Below are 16,995 nucleotides of genomic sequence, written 5' to 3'. Positions count from 1 at the left end.
GTGCCTCTGAAGTCCGAACGGGTCCTCGCCGCCTTGCGGCAGGACCCGGTACGAACCCCGTACCGGCAGCGCACCGACATGGCCCTGGCCGCCGTGACCGGTGCGCTCGCCGCCGCGCTCGCGCTCCTCGTGGACGACGGCCGCGGCCCCGACGCGCTCGGCTGGGCGCTGCTCACCGTCGCCACGGCCGCGCTCGCGTGGCGGCGGCGCGCCCCGCTGGCCGTCCTGCTGCTCGTGCTGGCGGCCGTCGGCCCGTACCACGCACTCGACTACAACCACGCGGCCCCGGTGCCCGGTTCGCTCATCGCCGTCTACACCGTGGCGAACACCGGTCGCCCACTGCGCACCGTGCTGATCGGGACCGGAGTGGTCACCCTCGCCGTCTCGGTGATGCTCACGGTCAACACCCACCGGGGCCTGGAGCTGTTGCGCACCTCCGGCTGGATCCTTGCCGTGATCGTCCTCGGCGCGGCCGTACGCACCCACCGGCGCTATATCGCCGCCATGGTGGAGCGCGCCGAACGCGCCGAACGCACCCGTGAGGAGGAGGCCGCCCGCCGAGTCGCCGAGGAGCGGTTGCGCATCGCTCGGGACCTGCACGACCTGCTCGCGCACTCCATCACCCTCATCGGCGTCCAGACGTCGGTCGCCGCCCATGTGCTGGTCGTCGACCCGGACCGGCTCGACCGGGCGGCCGTCGTCAAGGCGCTCGACGGCATCGCCGACACCTGCCGGGAGGTACGGGCGGAGCTGCGCACCACCCTGGAAGTGCTGCGGGCCGACGGGGACGGCCCCGCGGGCCCACTGCCGGACCTGGCGGCGCTGCCCGACCTCGTTCGGGCGGCGCGCGGCGCGGGCACCAGGACGGAACTCGCGGTGCGTACGCCGGAGGGCCGGGTGCCGCCCGCCACGGCCGCGGCGGCGTACCGCATCGTCCAGGAGTCCCTGACGAACGCCGTGCGGCACGCGGGACTTGGCGCCCGCGTCCTGGTCCGGGTCGAGCCGCTGGCCGGCCATACGCTGCGCATCACGGTCACCGACGACGGCCGGGCCCCCGCGCCCACCGGCGAACCGGGCTTCGGCATCGTGGGCATGCGCGAACGCGCCCGCAGCGTCGGCGGCACCCTGGTCGCCGCACCCCGCCCCGGCGGCGGCTTCGAGGTGTCGGCATCGCTGCCCCTCGGGCCCCGGCCCATACCGCACCAGGAGGCCACCGCGTGAGCCCGATCCGGGTCCTGCTCGCCGACGACCAGACGCTCGTACGGGCGTCGTTCGCGATGCTCGTCGAGTCCGCGCCCGACATGGAGGTCGTCGCCCAGGCGGGCACCGGCCGCGAGGCCGTCGAGCTGGCCCGCAGCGCCCGCGCCGACCTCGTCGTGATGGACATCCGGATGCCGGACCTCGACGGCATCGGGGCGACCCGGCTGATCGCCGCCGACGACGACCTGGCCGGCGTACGCGTCCTGATCCTCACCACGTACGACACCGACGAGCACATCATCGACGCGCTGCGGGCGGGGGCGTCCGGCTTCCTGGTGAAGGACGTCAGACCGGCCGAACTGCTCGACGGCATGCGCACGGTGGCGGCGGGCGAGTCCCTGCTGTCGCCGGGCCCGACGGCCCGGCTGATCGCCCGCGCACTGAGCGCCCCCGAACCCCCGGCGCTCGGCGGCGCCGGACCAGGCTGTCTCTCCGACCGCGAGCGTCAGGTACTGGCCCTCGTCGCCCGCGGCCTCAACAACACGGAGATCGCCGAGACGCTCGGTCTCTCCCCGCTGACGGCCAAGACCCATGTGAGCCGCATCATGGGCAAGCTCGGCGCCCGGGACCGTGCCCAACTGGTGATCGTCGCGTACGAGTCGGGTCTGGTGACCCCGGGCGGTGCCTAGTCGCCGTTGTCAGTCCTGCTTCCCGCTCGCCCGGACCATCGCCTCGCGCTCGACGATCTTCACGCGCTCGCGGCCCTCGGCCTCGCCCAGGGCCTTCTCCGCGCCGTCCAGGCGGCCCCAGCCCTCCCAGGTCGTGTACGGGACGCCCTTGGCCTCCAGGAAGCCCACCACGGCGTCGGTGTCCGGCGTGGCGGGGGTGCGCAGCCGACTGCCGCCGTGGTCTTCGAGCAGGTTGGCCACCGTTTCGTTGGCGTCGCCCTTGGTGTGGCCGATGAGGCCGACCGGGCCGCGCTTGATCCAGCCGGTGACGTACGTCGACTTCAGGTGCTCGCCGTTCTCGACGACCCGGCCGCCCTCGTGCGGGACGGTGCCGGTGAGGAAGTCGAACGGCAGCTTGGGCAGCTCGTCGGAGAGGTAGCCGACCGCGCGGTACACGGACTGCACGTCCCAGGTGCGCGTCTCGCCGGTGCCCTTGACGTTGCCCGTGCCGTCGAGCTGGGTGCGCTCGGTGCGCAGCCCCACGACCCGGCCGTCCTCGCCGACGATCTCGGTGGGGGACTCGAAGAAGTGCAGGAACAGCTTGTGCCGGCGCTCGCCCACATCGCGGATCGCCCAGTTCTCCAGCGTGGAGGCGACCATGTTGGCCTGCTTGTTGGCCCGGCGGGTGGCGATGGAGCCGTCGTCGTAGTCGATGTCCTCGGGGTTCACGATGACTTCGATGTTCGGGGAGTGGTCCAGCTCGCGCAGTTCCAGCGGGCTGAACTTGGCCTGCGCGGGGCCGCGCCGTCCGAAGACGTGGACCTCAAGGGCCTTGTTGGCGGCCAGGCCCGCGTGGACGTTCGGCGGGATCTCGGTGGGCAGCAGTTCCTCGGCGGTCTTCGCGAGGATGCGGGCCACGTCCAGGGCGACGTTGCCGACACCGAGCACCGCGACCTTCTCGGCCTCCAGCGGCCAGTCGCGCGGCACGTCCGGGTGGCCGTCGTACCAGGACACGAAGTCCGCGGCCCCGTAGGAGCCCTCAAGGTCGATGCCGGGGATGTCCAGCGTCCGGTCCGCGTCGGCGCCGGTGGAGAAGATCACCGCGTCGTAGAACTCGTGCAGGTCGTCGAGGCTGATGTCGGACGGGTAGTCGACATTTCCGAAGAGACGTATCTGCGGCTTGCTGAGGACCTGGTGGAGGGCGGTGACGATGCCCTTGATGCGGGGGTGGTCGGGCGCGACGCCGTACCGGATCAGCCCGAACGGGGCGGGCATCCGCTCGAAGAGGTCGATGGAGACACCGGGCTCGGAGGCGGCATCGGACTTCAGCAGTGCGTCGGCGGCGTAGATCCCGGCGGGGCCGGCACCGACGATCGCGACCCGCAGGGGGCGGGGCATGGGCGGTTCCCTTCGAACGAGCGGGTCCCACCGGGGGCAGGTGCCGGCGGGCGAGGCACGGTGATCGGGCGCCTCGGGAGCAACAGGTACGGCGACAGCGCTGTCTCATCCGCAACTTTGGCAAGGCTACCCTCAGCCCGCTACCCGTCTTGCGGCTATGCCCCCATAAAGATGATCTATGGGTCCGAAGGCCCGCTTCCCCCTGCGCGCACGGCGGCCCACGCGCGTACGGGACAATGAACTCCATGAGCCTGTACCGCGACGACGGCATCGTGCTGCGGACTCAGAAGCTGGGTGAGGCGGACCGCATCATCACGCTCCTGACCCGCGGCCACGGGCGGGTGCGCGCCGTCGCCCGCGGGGTACGGCGCACGAAGTCCAAATTCGGTGCCCGCCTCGAACCCTTCTCCCACGTCGACGTGCAGTTCTTCTCGCGCGGCAGCGAGCTCGTCGGACGCGGACTGCCGCTGTGCACCCAGGGCGAGATCATCGCCCCCTACGGCAGCGGAATCGTCACGGACTACAGCCGCTACACCGCGGGCACCGCGATGCTGGAGACCGCGGAGCGGTTCACCGACCACGAGGGCGAGCCGGCCGTGCAGCAGTACCTGCTGCTCGTCGGCGCCCTGCGCACCCTCTCCCGCGGCGAGCACGCGCCCAACCTCATCCTGGACGCCTTCCTGCTGCGCTCGCTCGCCGTCAACGGCTACGCGCCCAGCTTCGTCGACTGCGCGCGGTGCGGCCTCGACGGGCCGAACCGCTTCTTCTCGATCGCGGCGGGCGGCGTCATATGCGGCGACTGCCGGGTGCCCGGAAGCGTCGTACCCTCGGCGGAGGCCGTCGGCCTGCTCAGCGCGCTGCTCACCGGGGACTGGGTGACAGCGGACAGCTGCGAGCCGCGGCATGTCCGGGAGGGCAGCGGGCTGGTGTCGGCCTATCTGCACTGGCACTTGGAGCGCGGACTGCGCTCGCTGCGGTACGTGGAGAAGTAGGACCGTCGGCCCAAGAGAACCGGTCGGTCCGAGAAAGAGGAGACGAAAGCTCATGGCACGACGCGGGATCCTGGGCCGAAACCGGCGCGACTACAAGACACCGGAGCCGCACCCGTCCGGCGCGCGCCCTCCCCGGATCCAGAGTGAGCTGGTCCCCGAGCACGTGGCGATCGTCATGGACGGCAACGGCCGCTGGGCCAAGGAGCGCGGGTTGCCGCGCACCGAGGGCCACAAGGTCGGCGAGGGCGTCGTCATGGACGTGCTCAAGGGCTGCATCGAGATGGGCGTCAAGAACCTCTCGCTGTACGCCTTTTCCACCGAGAACTGGAAGCGTTCGCCCGACGAGGTCCGCTTCCTGATGAACTTCAACCGCGATGTCATCCGCCGCCGCCGCGACGAGATGGACGAGCTGGGCATCCGCATCCGCTGGACGGGCCGCATGCCCAAGCTGTGGAAGTCCGTGGTCGAGGAGCTCCAGGTCGCCCAGGAGCAGACCAAGGACAACGACGCGATGACGCTGTACTTCTGCGTCAACTACGGCGGGCGCGCGGAGATCGCGGACGCGGCGGCCGCCATGGCGGTCGATGTGAAGGCGGGGAAGCTCGACCCGTCGAAGGTCAATGAGAAGACCCTCGCGAAGTACCTCTACTACCCGGACATGCCGGACGTCGACCTGTTCGTCCGCCCGAGCGGTGAGCAGCGCACGTCCAACTACCTGATCTGGCAGAGCGCGTACGCCGAAATGGTCTTCCAGGACGTCCTGTGGCCCGACTTCGACCGCCGCAACCTCTGGGACGCCTGCCACGAATTCGCTTCCCGCGACCGCAGGTTCGGCGGCGCACTGCCCAACGACGAAGCCACGAACGGCAACGGCAACGCGGGCAACGGCGAAGCCTCCGCCTGACGGGCGGAGGCCTGTGGTGAGGGGCCGGGGGAGACCCCGCCCCTCACCGGGTGCGTGAGGAGGTCGCCCGGGGCCCTCAGGTGGTGGCGGAGGGGGCCGCCGCGCACTCCGCGCAGGTCCCGAAGATCTCCACCGTGTGCGCGACGTTCACATAGCCGTGCTGGGCGGCGATCTGCTCCGCCCAGGACTCGACGGCAGGCCCCTCGACCTCGACCGCCTTGCCGCACATCCGGCACACCAGGTGGTGATGGTGGTCGCCGGTCGAGCAGCGCCGGTACACCGCCTCGCCCTCGCTGGTGCGCAGCACATCCACCTCGCCCGCGTCGGCGAGGGACTGCAGGGTGCGGTAGACCGTCGTCAGCCCCACCGAGTCACCCCGGTGCTTGAGCATGTCGTGAAGATCCTGCGCGCTGCGAAACTCGTCCACCTCGTCGAGCGCCGCCGCTACGGCGGCCCGCTGCCGGGTGGACCGGCCACGCACCGGGGATGGGGTTCCCGCAGTCGTCACAGGTGCCTCCTCTGGTCGCCCGTACGTATGTCGGGCCATTCTGTCAGGTCGCCCCGGGCTCCCGGTCAGACCAGTGTGCCGTCCGCTGGCCGACGCGCGGCGGGCAGACCCGCCGACTGCGCGTCCGCCGCCCCGGTACCGCACTCGGCCGCGTCCTGCGGGCCCGCCTCGCGCCCGGTCCGGGCCCGTCGTCTCGCGAGTGGCGTGGCCAGCGCGGTCAGTGCGCCGAAGACCCCGATGGCCAGCAGCACGATCGTCGCGCCGGGCGGCACGTCGTACTCGTACGAGGTCACCGTGCCCGCCAGTGTCACGGCCGTACCGATGGCCACCGCCAGCACGAACGTCACCAGGAAACTCCGCGAGATCTGCTGCGCCGCGGCCACCGGCACCACCATCAGCGCGCTGACCAGCAGCAGCCCGACGACGCGCATCGCGACGGTGACGGTGACCGCCGCCGTGACGGCGATCAGCAGATTCAGCACCCGCACCGGCAGCCCGGTGACCCGGGCGAACTCCTCGTCCTGGCTGACGGCGAAGAGATGGCGCCGCAGCCCCAGGGTGACCAGCATCACAAAGGCGGCCAGTGCGCAGATCGCGATCACGTCCGCGTCCGAGACCGTCGCGAGCGAGCCGAAGAGGTACGAGGAAAGATTGGCGTTGGAGCCGGTCGGCGCCAGATTGATCAGCAGCACACCGCCCGCCATGCCGCCGTAGAAGAGCATGGCCAGTGCCATGTCGCCGCGCATGCGCCCGTACCAGCGGATCAGTTCCATCGCGACGGCGCCGACGATCGAGACGAGGGTGGCCATCCATACCGGGTTGCTGTTCAGCAGGAAGCCCAGGCCGACGCCGGTCATCGCGACATGGCCGATGCCGTCGCCCATCAGTGCCTGGCGACGCTGCACCAGGTAGATGCCGACGGCGGGTGCCGTGATGCCGACCAGGACGGCGGCGAGCAGCGCCCGCTGCATGAAGGCTGTTTCGAAGATCTCCATAATCAGGTCAGCAGTCCCGTCCGGACGGGCTCGGAAGCCGCATGGGGGTGTACGTGGTCGTGGCCCGGCAGCGCGTGCTGGCCCAGGGCCTCGGGGGGCGGTCCGTCGTGGGTGACGCAGCCGTCGCGCAGCACCACCGCGCGGTCGATCAGTGGCTCCAGCGGGCCCAGTTCGTGCAGGACGAGCAGCACGGTCGTGCCGGCGGCGACCTGGCTCCGCAGCGTTTCGGCGAGGATCTCCTGGCTGGCCAGGTCCACGCCCGCCATTGGTTCGTCCATGATCAGCAGGTCCGGCTCGGATGCCAGCGCCCGCGCGATGAGGACGCGCTGGTGCTGGCCCCCGGAGAGGGCGTTCACGGAGTCCTTGGCCCGGTCCGCGAGCCCGACGAGCCCGATGGCGCGGTGCACGGCGGCGCGGTCGGCCTTCGACGGGCGGCGCAGCTTCGAGCGGGAGAGACGGCCCGAGGAGACGATCTCGTAGACCGTCGCGGGCACCCCGCTCGCGGCGGTGGTGCGCTGCGGTACGTAACCGATGCGCGCCCACTCGCGGAAGCGGCGCAGCGGCGTGCCGAACAGGTCGATGCTGCCGCCGGTGAGCGGCACCTGGCCGATCGCCGCGCGTACGGCCGTCGACTTGCCCGAGCCGTTGGCGCCGAGCAGCGCGACGACCTCACCGCGGTGCACGGTGAGGTCGATCCCGCGCAGCACGGGGCGCGAGCCGAGCGTGGCCGCAGCCGCGCGCAGGGAAATGACGGGCTCGGGCTTGATGGCCTTCATGGCGCGCGCCTCCGATGCTGACGGGTCCGATGCTGCGGGGATTGCGGGGGTCACTTCGCGCCGAGGGCCTTCTGCAGCGCGGTGAGGTTGGACTCCATGACCGCGAGGTAGTCAGCGCCCTTCGACCGGTCGGTAATTCCCTCCAGCGGGTCCAGGACGTCGGTCTTCAGGCCGGTGTCGCCGGCCAGGGTCCTGGCGGTCTTGTCGCTGACGAGGGTCTCGAAGAAGACCGTGGAGACCTTCTTCTGCTTGGCGATCTTCTGGAGCTCGTTCATGCGGGCCGGGCTGGGCTCGGAGTCGGGGTCGAGGCCGTTGATGCCCTCCTGCTCCAGGCCGTAGCGCTCGGCGAGGTAGCCGAAGGCGGAGTGCGTGGTGATGAACGTCCTGGTCGTGGTGTCCTTCAAGCCGTTCTCGAACTTCGTGTTCAAGCCGTCGAGCTTGCCGACCAGGGCCGCGGTGTTCTTCTTGTACGCCGCCGCGTTGTCCGGGTCGGCCTTCTCCAGGGCCTTGCCGACACCCTTGGCGACCTCGGCGTACTTCACCGGGTCCAGCCAGACGTGCGGGTCGCCCCCGGCCTCGCTGTGACCGTGCCCCTCCTCCTCGGCGTGCTCCTCGTGGCCGGCCTCGTCGCTGTGCTCTTCGAGGTGGGTGAGGGCGGCGGCGTCGGCGGTGTTCTTCACGCCGGACTGCTCGACGGCCTCGTCGACGGCGGGCTGCAGGCCCTTGAGGTAGACGATGAAGTCGGCCTCGCCGAGCTGCGCGGCCTGCTTCGGGCTGAGCTCCAGGTCGTGCGGCTCCACGCCCGGCTTCGTCAGGGTCGATACGGCGACGTGCTCGCCGCCTATCCGCTGGGCGAGGAACTGCATGGGGTAGAACGACGCCACCACGTCGAGCTTGCCGTTGTTGTTCTTGTCGGCGGCGTTGGAGGAGGAGCAGGCGCTGAGGGTCATCAGACCGAGCGCGAGCGCCCCGGCGGCGGCGGTGGTGGGTATCAGGCGTCGTCTTACGTTCATGACACTCATTTTCAACAAAAGTGGAAACGATTGTCAACAATGCGGGATGTGATCCCGCTCCCGATGCCGCCCGTGACCCTCTGCCGCGCTCCGGCCGGGCTCCTGCCCGCCCGCTGCCGAGTCTCTGTCAGGTACCGATTTGATCCGGGGGGTACGGCCGCCGGTAATCTGAAGCATTCGCCGTTCGTCGTCGTCGTAATGAAGAGAGCACCGTGGCCGCCGACAAGATCGACACCATCGTCAGCCTGAGCAAGCGCCGTGGCTTCGTCTACCCGTGCAGTGAGATCTACGGCGGCTCCAAGGCCGCCTGGGACTACGGACCGCTGGGTGTCGAACTGAAGGAAAACATCAAGCGTCAGTGGTGGCGCTCCATGGTCATCGCACGCGAGGACGTGGTCGGTCTCGACTCCTCCGTGATCCTGGCACCCGAGGTCTGGGAGGCGTCCGGTCACCTCGCGACGTTCTCCGACCCGCTGACCGAGTGCACCGCGTGTCACAAGCGGCACCGTGCGGACCACTTGACCGAGGCGTACGAGGCCAAGCACAACGGCCGCGCCCCGGAGAACGGCCTTGCCGACGTCAACTGCCCCAACTGCGGTACCAAGGGCCAGTTCACCGAGCCCAAGCAGTTCTCCGGCATGCTGGAGACGCACCTCGGCCCGACCCAGGACACCGGCTCGCGGGCCTTCCTGCGGCCCGAGACCGCGCAGGGTATTTTCACCAACTTCGCCCAGGTGCAGCAGACTTCGCGCAAAAAGCCGCCGTTCGGCATCGCGCAGATGGGTAAGTCCTTCCGGAACGAGATCACTCCGGGCAACTTCATCTTCCGCACCCGCGAGTTCGAGCAGATGGAGATGGAGTTCTTCGTCAAGCCGGGCGAGGACGAGCAGTGGCAGGAATACTGGATGGAGCAGCGCTGGAGCTGGTACCGCGAGCTCGGTCTCCGCGAGGAGAACATGCGGTGGTTCGAGCACCCTGCGGAGAAGCTGTCCCACTACTCGAAGCGCACCGCCGACATCGAGTACCGCTTCAACTTCGGTGGCAATGAGTTCTCCGAGCTCGAAGGTGTGGCCAACCGCACCGACTTCGACCTCAAGGCGCACTCCAAGGCCTCCGGCCAGGACCTGTCGTTCTTCGACCAGGAGGCCGGCGAGCGCTGGACTCCGTACGTCATCGAGCCGGCGGCCGGCGTGAACCGCGCCATGCTCGCCTTCATGCTCGACGCGTACATCGAGGACGAGGCGCCCAACGCCAAGGGCGTCATGGAGAAGCGCACCGTGATGCGCCTCGACCCGCGCCTGGCGCCGGTCAAGGTCGCGGTGCTGCCGCTGTCGCGCAACCCGGACCTGTCGCCGAAGGCCAAGGGCCTGGCGACCGACCTGCGCAAGAACTGGAACATCGAGTTCGACGACGCCGGCGCCATCGGCCGCCGCTACCGTCGTCAGGACGAGATCGGTACGCCGTTCTGCGTCACCGTCGACTTCGACACCCTCGACGACAACGCGGTGACGGTGCGCGACCGCGACACCATGAAGCAGGAGCGCGTCTCGCTGGACCAGATCCAGTCCTACCTCGGCGGCCGTCTCCTCGGCTGCTGATGTCGTAGGCGCCCATGCGTCGACTGGGCCCCCGGTTCCGATTTTCGGACCGGGGGCTTCGTGCACACTGGGCGGACGCGTTCCGGAGGCGCTCCAGGGAGGCACGATGCCGTCGACGACCGCCAGCAAAGTGAGCAGATGGGACCAGCACGGCCGCGAGCACGTGGTCCGTGTCCAGCGGGCCGGAATGCAGCGGATGCTCACCTGCGACACGTGCGGCTGGCGCAAGGGCGCGCAGTTCCTGCCCTGGCTCAAGGCCGAGGAACACCTCACCGAGGTCCACCAGGCGACGGTCGACCCGGGCGGCGCCGGCACCTGAGCCGACGGCCGCCGGGACCCGGCCCGGCGTGCGGCGGGACCTCGGTGCGCCGGGGCCGGAGGGAAAATGGATGCCGGGCGCCGTACGGCCCGGTAAACTCGCGTGCATGTTCTTCCAGATCTACGAGTGAGAGCGCGGCGGACTCCACCTCCGCCCCCCACCAGACAATTCCGCAGATCACTTCTCAACATTTCCGGGAGAACCCGTGGCAAAGAGCCGCAACAACCTGCTCGGCGTAGGCGGACAGCGCAAGAGGATGTCCCGATCCGAAGTCGCGGACAACGGCCCCACGCGCAACGCCGACCGCAGGGGCGCCGCAGAGCAGAAGGACGAGCTGGTGCGCAAGATGCGCGAGCGCGCCGCCGCCGCCCAGGAGGAGAACAGCGAGGCGACGGCGCAGGACGAGCCGGCGCAGGGCAAGAAGGCCGACAAGCCGAAGAAGGCCTGACGCTCCCGCCCCGCATCACATCAGGACCCGGTGGGCCCGGATCACCGCAGGTGGTCCGGGCCCACACCCTTGTCCGGACGCGCCGGTTCGTCCGCGGGCACCGGGGTTCGGTCCCGGGCCGGCTCCCGGAGCCGGTCCGCCGTGCGCAGGGCCGACTCCCTGGCCCACCGGCCGCTGGTCAGTGCCCCCACCACGAGTACACAGAACCCGCATCCGGCGATGATCCACCAGGCGGGCCTGCTCGCGGCCACGAAGCCGTCCTCGTACGAGGAGCCGTGCACCCCCGCCGCGAGGACCGCGCCGATCACGGCGACCCCCAGCGTCTGGCCGATCTGCCGGCTGGTGGAGGCGACGGCCGCCGCGACGCCCGCCTGGGCCCGGGGCATCCCGGAGACGGCGGTATTGGTGATCGGCGCGTTCACCATGCCGAAGCCCAGGCCGAAGAGCACGTACCCGGTGAACAGCAACGGCGTGGACGTCTCCGCCTCGAACGCCGCGAACAGCACGCCGCTGGCCGCCATCGCGACGCCCGCCACCAGCAACGGGAGCCGCGGCCCGCGACTGCCCACCAGCCGCCCCGAGAGCGGCGCGCAGACGAAGGTCAGCGCCGCCATCGGGAGCATGAACAGACCGGCGCGCAGTGCGGAGAGCCCCCGTACGTCCTGGAGGTAGAGGGTGTTCAGGAACAGGAAGCCGCCGAGCGCCGCGAACGCGCACACCGCGATCACCGTCGCCCCGCTGAACGGTGCGCTGTGGAAGAACCGCAGGTCGATCAGCGGCTCGGCCCGCCGGGGCTCGTACACGAGCAGCCCGACGAGCGAGGCCGCGGCCAGGGCCGCGAAGGACAGGATCAGCGGCGACGTCCAGCCGGCCGCGGGCGCCTCGATGATCGCGTACGTCAGCGAGCCGAGCAGCGTGATGATCAGCAGCTGGCCGACCGGGTCGGGCCGGCGCGGCTTCGGGGCGCGCGACTCGGGCACGTACCGAAGGGTCAGCAGCAGCGCGGCGATGCCCACCGGCAGATTGACCCAGAAGATCGACCGCCAGCCAACGGTGTCCACGAGCAGGCCGCCGACCAGCGGCCCCGCGGCCATCGATATCCCGACGACCCCGCCCCACACCCCGATGGCGCGGGCGCGCTCACGCGGGTCGGTGAAGGTGTTGGTGATGATCGACATCGCGACGGGGTTGAGCATGGAGCCGCCGACGGCCTGCACCATCCGGAAGGCGACGAGCGCTTCGAGGTTCGGCGCGAGCGAGCACAGCAGCGATCCCAGCGTGAAGACGACCAGGCCGGCCACGAAGACCTTGCGGCGCCCGATCCGGTCGGCGGTGGAGCCCGCGAGCATCAGCAGGGAGGCGAGGACGAGGGTGTACGCGTCGATCGTCCACTGCATCCCGGCGACGCTCGCGTCCAGCTCCTCGCGCATGGAGGGCAGGGCGACGTTGAGGACCGTGTTGTCCAGGCTGACGATCAGCAGACTCATGCAGCAGATCGCCAGCACGAGCTGCCGCCGCCGGTGGTCGGGGGGCGTCGTCTGGATCATGCCGGGCTCGCGCATGACCCGACGCTACCCCCGGTGCGGGACAATGGTCGCTCCACCCTGTCCCGCACGCCTGACCTTCATGTACGAGGTATCTCCCTGATGACGCAGTTGCAGATCGGTCCGCACCTGGTGCAGCCGCCCGTGGTGCTCGCTCCCATGGCGGGCATCACCAATGCGCCGTTCCGGACCCTGTGCAGGGAGTTCTCGGGCGGCAAGGGGCTGTTCGTCAGCGAGATGATCACGACGCGGGCGCTGGTCGAGCGCAACGAGAAGACGATGCAGCTCATCCGCTTCGACGACACCGAGCGCCCGCGCTCGATGCAGCTGTACGGCGTGGATCCGGTCACCGTCGGCAAGGCCGTCCGCATGATCGTGGACGAGGACCTCGCCGACCACATCGACCTGAACTTCGGCTGCCCGGTGCCCAAGGTGACCCGCAAGGGCGGCGGCTCCGCGCTCCCCTTCAAGCGGCCACTGCTGCGGGCGATCCTCAACGAGGCCGTGGCCAACGCGGGCGCGCTGCCCGTGACGATGAAGATGCGCAAGGGCATCAACGACGAGCACCTCACCTACCTCGACGCCGGGCGCATCGCGGTCGAGGAGGGCGTCACGGCCATCGCGCTGCACGGCAGGACCGCGGCCCAGCACTACGGCGGCACGGCCGACTGGGACGCCATCGCACGGCTCAAGGAGCATGTGCCCGAGATCCCGGTCCTCGGCAACGGCGACATCTGGTCGGCCGACGACGCCCTGCGGATGATGCGTGAGACGGGCTGTGACGGCGTCGTCGTGGGCCGCGGGTGCCTGGGGCGGCCGTGGCTGTTCGGGGACCTGGTGGCCGGGTTCGAGGGCACGGACGCGTACGCCGCCCCGCCGCTGCGCGAGGTCGCCAAGGTCATGCGGCGGCACGCGGAGCTGCTGGGGGAGTGGATCGGGGACGAGACGCGCGGGGTCATTGACTTCCGTAAGCACGTCGCCTGGTACCTCAAGGGCTTCTCGGTCGGCTCGGAGATGCGCAGGAAGCTCGCGATCTCCTCATCCTTGGCCGAAATGGACGCTCACCTGAGCGAGCTGGATCTTGACCAGGCATGGCCCGAGGGGGCGGACGGGCCGCGCGGGCGCACTTCGGGCAATGGCCGGGTGGTCCTGCCGGACGGCTGGCTGAAGGATCCGTACGACTGCTCGGGCGTGAGCGCGGACGCGGAGCTGGACACTTCCGGAGGCTGACGGCCCGGAGGGGACTAATCGTCCACGCGGGGGTCTGGATCGTGAGATCCGGGCCCGGATCGGGACGTGATTCTCGCCACGCCTGATAGGGGTGTCGCTCAGATGAGCGATTAGTGCAGGGGTCCATCTCTCAAAAGGTGGCACTGGGTGCCACCCTGTTTTTCTTCGTTTCTCGTACGCAACGGTGACTCCAGGTTGATCGGAGCGGCCGATTCGGCCAGTTTTGGTCATGTTGCCTACAACTCTTGAACGCATGCTGAGGGTGGGCTCCAGAGTGCGATCACTTTCGATCTGCTGGCGGACGAGTGGTTAAGGCCGCATGACGGTCAAGTGGACGTACCCAGACACCTTCGATCTGGGTATGTTCCTCGCCGTCAGGGCAGCCACCGCGTCCTCGAGGAGTCGAGACCCGTGTCGGAAAAAAAAGATCTCCCGAAGTTCGTCTACGACTTCACCGAGGGCAACAAAAACCTCAAAGACCTGCTCGGCGGCAAGGGTGCGAACCTGGCCGAGATGACCAACCTCGGGCTGCCCGTCCCTCCGGGCTTCACCATCACCACCGAGGCGTGCAAGGTCTACCTCGCCAGCGGCGAGGCGCCGGAGGCACTGCGGGCCGAGGTCAGCGCGTACCTCGAAGCCCTTGAGCAGAAGATGGGCAAGAAGCTCGGCCAGGCCGACGACCCGCTGCTCGTCTCCGTCCGCTCGGGCGCCAAGTTCTCCATGCCCGGCATGATGGACACCGTCCTGAACATCGGGCTCTCCGACAAGTCCGTCACCGGGCTCGCCAAGCAGGTCGGCGGCGACGAGCGCTTCGCGTGGGACTCCTACCGCCGCCTCATCCAGATGTTCGGCAAGACCGTGCTCGGCGTCGAGGGCGACCTCTTCGAGGAAGCGCTGGAGGAGGCCAAGCACGCCAAGAAGGTCGTGATCGACACCGACCTCGAAGCCGCGGACCTCAAGAAGCTCGTCAAGCGCTTCAAGAAGATCGTCTCCGACCAGGCCGGACGCGACTTCCCGCAGGACCCGCGCGAGCAGATGGACCTCGCCATAAACGCGGTCTTCGACTCGTGGAACACCGACCGCGCCAAGCTCTACCGCCGCCAGGAGCGCATCCCCGGCGACCTCGGCACGGCCGTCAACGTCTGCTCGATGGTCTTCGGCAACCTCGGCCCCGACTCCGGCACCGGCGTCGCTTTCACCCGTGACCCGGCCAGCGGCCACCAGGGCGTCTACGGCGACTACCTGCAGAACGCGCAGGGCGAGGACGTCGTCGCCGGCATCCGCAACACGGTGCCGCTCGCCGACCTCGAGAACATCGACAAGGCGTCGTACGACCAGCTCATGCAGATCATGGAGACGCTGGAGACCCACTACAAGGATCTCTGCGACATCGAATTCACCATCGAGCGCGGCCAGTTGTGGATGCTCCAGACCCGCGTCGGCAAGCGCACCGCGGGCGCCGCGTTCCGCATCGCCACGCAGCTCGTGGACCAGGGCCTGATCGACGAGGCCGAGGCGCTCCAGCGCGTCAACGGCGCGCAGCTCGCGCAGCTGATGTTCCCGCGCTTCGACGACGAGGCCAAGACCGAGAAGCTTGGCCGCGGCATCGCCGCGTCGCCGGGCGCGGCCGTGGGCAAGGCCGTCTTCGACTCGTACACCGCGGTCAAGTGGTCGCGCTCCGGCGAGAAGGTCATCCTCATCCGCCGTGAGACCAACCCCGACGACCTCAACGGCATGATCGCCGCCGAGGGCATCCTGACCTCCCGCGGCGGCAAGACCTCGCACGCCGCCGTCGTGGCGCGCGGCATGGGCAAGACCTGTGTCTGCGGCGCCGAGGAGCTCGAAGTCGACACCAAGCGCCGCCGGATGACGGCGCCCGGCGGCATCGTCATCGAAGAGGGCGACGTCGTATCGATCGACGGTTCCACCGGCAAGGTGTACCTCGGTGAGGTACCCGTCGTACCGTCCCCGGTCGTCGAGTACTTCGAGGGCCGCATGCACGCGGGTGCGGACGACGCCAACGAGCTGGTCGCCGCCGTGCACCGGATCATGGCGTACGCCGACCGGGTGCGCCGGCTGCGGGTGCGCGCCAACGCCGACAACGCCGAGGACGCCCTGCGGGCACGCCGCTTCGGGGCGCAGGGCATCGGCCTGTGCCGCACCGAGCACATGTTCCTCGGCGAGCGCCGCGAGATGGTCGAGAAGCTGATCCTCGCGGACACCGACGACGAGCGCGAGACCGCGCTCGCCACGCTGCTGCCGCTCCAGAAGGCCGACTTCATCGAGCTGTTCGAGGCGATGGACGGGCTGCCCGTCACCGTGCGGCTGCTGGATCCGCCGCTGCACGAGTTCCTGCCGGACATCACCGAGCTGTCGGTGCGCGTCGCCCTCGCGGAGTCCCGCAAGGACGCCAACGAGAACGACCTGCGTCTCCTGCAGGCCGTGCACAAGCTGCACGAGCAGAACCCGATGCTCGGCCTGCGCGGTGTGCGTCTGGGCCTGGTCATTCCCGGACTGTTCGCGATGCAGGTCCGTGCCATCGCGGAGGCCGTCGCGCAGCGCAAGAACGCCAAGGGCGACCCGCGCGCCGAGATCATGATTCCGCTCGTCGGCACCGTCCAGGAGCTGGAGATCGTCCGCGACGAGGCCGACCTGGTCATCGCCGAGGTCGAGGCCGCCACCGGCACCAAGCTGAAGCTGACCATCGGCACGATGATCGAGCTGCCGCGCGCCGCGCTCACGGCCGGTCAGATCGCCGAGGCCGCCGAGTTCTTCTCCTTCGGTACGAACGACCTCACCCAGACCGTCTGGGGCTTCTCCCGCGACGACGTCGAGGCGAGCTTCTTCACGGCGTACCTGGAGAAGGGCATCTTCGGGGTCTCGCCGTTCGAGACCATCGACCGTGACGGTGTGGGCGCGCTCGTCCGCTCCGCCTGCGAGGCGGGCCGGGCCACGCGCCCCGACCTCAAGCTCGGCGTGTGCGGCGAGCACGGTGGCGACCCGGAGTCGGTGCACTTCTTCCACGAGGTGGGCCTGGACTACGTGTCCTGCTCGCCGTTCCGGATTCCGGTGGCCCGCCTGGAGGCAGGCCGCGCGGCGGCGCAGGCCTCGGCCAGCGACTCGCGCTGACCGCGACGCCGGCCGGGTCCACCGGCCGGCGCGGGCCGGTGGACCCGGCACGTACCACCGGAGCCGCCATCGGCTCACTCCGACCCTCATGAACCGTCGGCGGGCTCCGGCGCAGTGAAAAGAGCGGCGGCACCTTGTGCGGAGGTGCCGCCGCGCCGCTCTGCTGTGCTCTCCAGGCGCATGTGCGACTCTCCGGGCGCAGGTGCAGCGGAGCCGCGGCGGGCGTCCCGTACGGGAGTTCACCGCGCACCGGCGGCGCTTCGGCCTCGGACC

General features: G+C 69.9%; 15 protein-coding genes. 9 read left to right on the top strand and 6 right to left on the bottom strand.

The window, feature by feature from the left end:
• Complete coding sequence (locus ACLLJJ_RS10700; RefSeq protein ID WP_434589306.1) at nucleotides 1–1,221, top strand: sensor histidine kinase; 1,221 nt, start codon at nucleotides 1–3, stop codon at nucleotides 1,219–1,221.
• Nucleotides 1,222–1,277: 56 nt separating this feature from the next.
• Nucleotides 1,278–1,889 carry a response regulator gene (locus ACLLJJ_RS10695; RefSeq protein ID WP_434600371.1) on the top strand — a complete coding sequence of 204 codons (612 nt, stop codon included), beginning with the start codon at nucleotides 1,278–1,280 and terminating at the stop codon, nucleotides 1,887–1,889.
• Nucleotides 1,890–1,898: 9 nt separating this feature from the next.
• Here the strand turns inward: ACLLJJ_RS10695 and ACLLJJ_RS10690 are convergent, their stop codons facing one another.
• The gene (locus ACLLJJ_RS10690) at nucleotides 1,899–3,266 is read right to left on the bottom strand and encodes an FAD-dependent oxidoreductase (protein WP_434589304.1); all 1,368 of its coding nucleotides are present in this window, start codon (nucleotides 3,264–3,266) and stop codon (nucleotides 1,899–1,901) included.
• A 245-nt stretch (nucleotides 3,267–3,511) separates the two neighbouring features.
• On the opposite strand from ACLLJJ_RS10690, the gene recO reads away from it, so the two are divergent.
• Nucleotides 3,512–4,258 (top strand): DNA repair protein RecO, encoded by a 747-nt coding sequence (gene recO / locus ACLLJJ_RS10685; protein ID WP_434589302.1) that lies wholly within the window; start codon nucleotides 3,512–3,514, stop codon nucleotides 4,256–4,258.
• Between the two features lie 52 nt (nucleotides 4,259–4,310).
• Complete coding sequence (locus ACLLJJ_RS10680; RefSeq protein ID WP_434589300.1) at nucleotides 4,311–5,162, top strand: isoprenyl transferase; 852 nt, start codon at nucleotides 4,311–4,313, stop codon at nucleotides 5,160–5,162.
• 76 nt (nucleotides 5,163–5,238) lie between these two features.
• Here ACLLJJ_RS10680 and ACLLJJ_RS10675 read toward each other — a convergent pair whose 3' ends face one another.
• Genes ACLLJJ_RS10675 through ACLLJJ_RS10660 form a run of 4 tightly spaced genes read right to left on the bottom strand, consistent with a single transcriptional unit; the run spans nucleotide 5,239 to nucleotide 8,454 of the window.
• A complete protein-coding gene (locus ACLLJJ_RS10675) occupies nucleotides 5,239–5,709 on the bottom strand; it encodes a Fur family transcriptional regulator (protein ID WP_434589298.1) in 471 nt (156 codons plus the stop codon).
• Between the two features lie 26 nt (nucleotides 5,710–5,735).
• On the bottom strand, nucleotides 5,736–6,665 hold the full coding sequence (locus ACLLJJ_RS10670; protein ID WP_434589296.1) for a metal ABC transporter permease: 930 nt from the start codon (nucleotides 6,663–6,665) through the stop codon (nucleotides 5,736–5,738).
• Between the two features lie 2 nt (nucleotides 6,666–6,667).
• On the bottom strand, nucleotides 6,668–7,441 hold the full coding sequence (locus tag ACLLJJ_RS10665) for a metal ABC transporter ATP-binding protein (RefSeq protein WP_434589294.1): 774 nt from the start codon (nucleotides 7,439–7,441) through the stop codon (nucleotides 6,668–6,670).
• Nucleotides 7,442–7,491: 50 nt separating this feature from the next.
• Complete coding sequence (locus tag ACLLJJ_RS10660) at nucleotides 7,492–8,454, bottom strand: metal ABC transporter substrate-binding protein (protein WP_434589292.1); 963 nt, start codon at nucleotides 8,452–8,454, stop codon at nucleotides 7,492–7,494.
• Nucleotides 8,455–8,666: 212 nt separating this feature from the next.
• On the opposite strand from ACLLJJ_RS10660, the gene ACLLJJ_RS10655 reads away from it, so the two are divergent.
• From ACLLJJ_RS10655 to ACLLJJ_RS10645, 3 genes are all read left to right on the top strand, one after another.
• Nucleotides 8,667–10,052, top strand: a complete 1,386-nt coding sequence (locus ACLLJJ_RS10655; RefSeq protein WP_283520338.1) for a glycine--tRNA ligase — start codon at nucleotides 8,667–8,669, stop codon at nucleotides 10,050–10,052.
• 106 nt (nucleotides 10,053–10,158) lie between these two features.
• The gene (locus ACLLJJ_RS10650) at nucleotides 10,159–10,371 is read left to right on the top strand and encodes a hypothetical protein (protein WP_434589289.1); all 213 of its coding nucleotides are present in this window, start codon (nucleotides 10,159–10,161) and stop codon (nucleotides 10,369–10,371) included.
• A 205-nt stretch (nucleotides 10,372–10,576) separates the two neighbouring features.
• On the top strand, nucleotides 10,577–10,819 hold the full coding sequence (locus tag ACLLJJ_RS10645) for a DUF6243 family protein (protein ID WP_434589288.1): 243 nt from the start codon (nucleotides 10,577–10,579) through the stop codon (nucleotides 10,817–10,819).
• Nucleotides 10,820–10,860: 41 nt separating this feature from the next.
• Here the strand turns inward: ACLLJJ_RS10645 and ACLLJJ_RS10640 are convergent, their stop codons facing one another.
• Nucleotides 10,861–12,381: an MFS transporter gene (locus ACLLJJ_RS10640; protein WP_434589286.1), complete on the bottom strand. Its 1,521-nt coding sequence runs from the start codon at nucleotides 12,379–12,381 to the stop codon at nucleotides 10,861–10,863.
• A gap of 84 nt (nucleotides 12,382–12,465) precedes the next feature.
• Between ACLLJJ_RS10640 and dusB the strand changes: the two genes are divergently transcribed.
• Together dusB and ppdK are read left to right on the top strand one after the other, a co-directional pair.
• A complete protein-coding gene (gene dusB / locus ACLLJJ_RS10635) occupies nucleotides 12,466–13,593 on the top strand; it encodes a tRNA dihydrouridine synthase DusB (RefSeq protein WP_434589284.1) in 1,128 nt (375 codons plus the stop codon).
• A 411-nt stretch (nucleotides 13,594–14,004) separates the two neighbouring features.
• Nucleotides 14,005–16,722 carry a pyruvate, phosphate dikinase gene (gene ppdK, locus ACLLJJ_RS10630; RefSeq protein WP_434589282.1) on the top strand — a complete coding sequence of 906 codons (2,718 nt, stop codon included), beginning with the start codon at nucleotides 14,005–14,007 and terminating at the stop codon, nucleotides 16,720–16,722.
• Nucleotides 16,723–16,995 lie beyond the last annotated feature (273 nt).

Source organism: Streptomyces sp. A5-4 (assembly GCF_051131715.1).
In the GTDB taxonomy this organism is placed as follows: Bacteria; Actinomycetota; Actinomycetes; order Streptomycetales; family Streptomycetaceae; genus Streptomyces.
Note: the sequence above shows the minus strand (reverse complement) of the source record. Positions and strands in the feature narration are given on the sequence as shown.

Bases quoted from the DNA above. Each gene is read 5' to 3' on its own strand.
- ACLLJJ_RS10665 (WP_434589294.1), bottom strand. From the start codon at position 7,441: ATGAAGGCCATCAAGCCCGAGCCCGTCATTTCCCTGCGCGCGGCTGCG.
- ACLLJJ_RS10695 (WP_434600371.1), top strand. From the start codon at position 1,278: ATGCTCGTCGAGTCCGCGCCCGACATGGAGGTCGTCGCCCAGGCGGGC.
- ACLLJJ_RS10650 (WP_434589289.1), top strand. From the start codon at position 10,159: ATGCCGTCGACGACCGCCAGCAAAGTGAGCAGATGGGACCAGCACGGC.
- ACLLJJ_RS10680 (WP_434589300.1), top strand. From the start codon at position 4,311: ATGGCACGACGCGGGATCCTGGGCCGAAACCGGCGCGACTACAAGACA.
- ACLLJJ_RS10660 (WP_434589292.1), bottom strand. From the start codon at position 8,454: ATGAACGTAAGACGACGCCTGATACCCACCACCGCCGCCGCCGGGGCG.
- dusB (WP_434589284.1), top strand. From the start codon at position 12,466: ATGACGCAGTTGCAGATCGGTCCGCACCTGGTGCAGCCGCCCGTGGTG.
- ACLLJJ_RS10675 (WP_434589298.1), bottom strand. From the start codon at position 5,709: ATGGCCCGACATACGTACGGGCGACCAGAGGAGGCACCTGTGACGACT.
- ACLLJJ_RS10640 (WP_434589286.1), bottom strand. From the start codon at position 12,381: ATGCGCGAGCCCGGCATGATCCAGACGACGCCCCCCGACCACCGGCGG.
- recO (WP_434589302.1), top strand. From the start codon at position 3,512: ATGAGCCTGTACCGCGACGACGGCATCGTGCTGCGGACTCAGAAGCTG.
- ACLLJJ_RS10670 (WP_434589296.1), bottom strand. From the start codon at position 6,665: ATGGAGATCTTCGAAACAGCCTTCATGCAGCGGGCGCTGCTCGCCGCC.
- ACLLJJ_RS10690 (WP_434589304.1), bottom strand. From the start codon at position 3,266: ATGCCCCGCCCCCTGCGGGTCGCGATCGTCGGTGCCGGCCCCGCCGGG.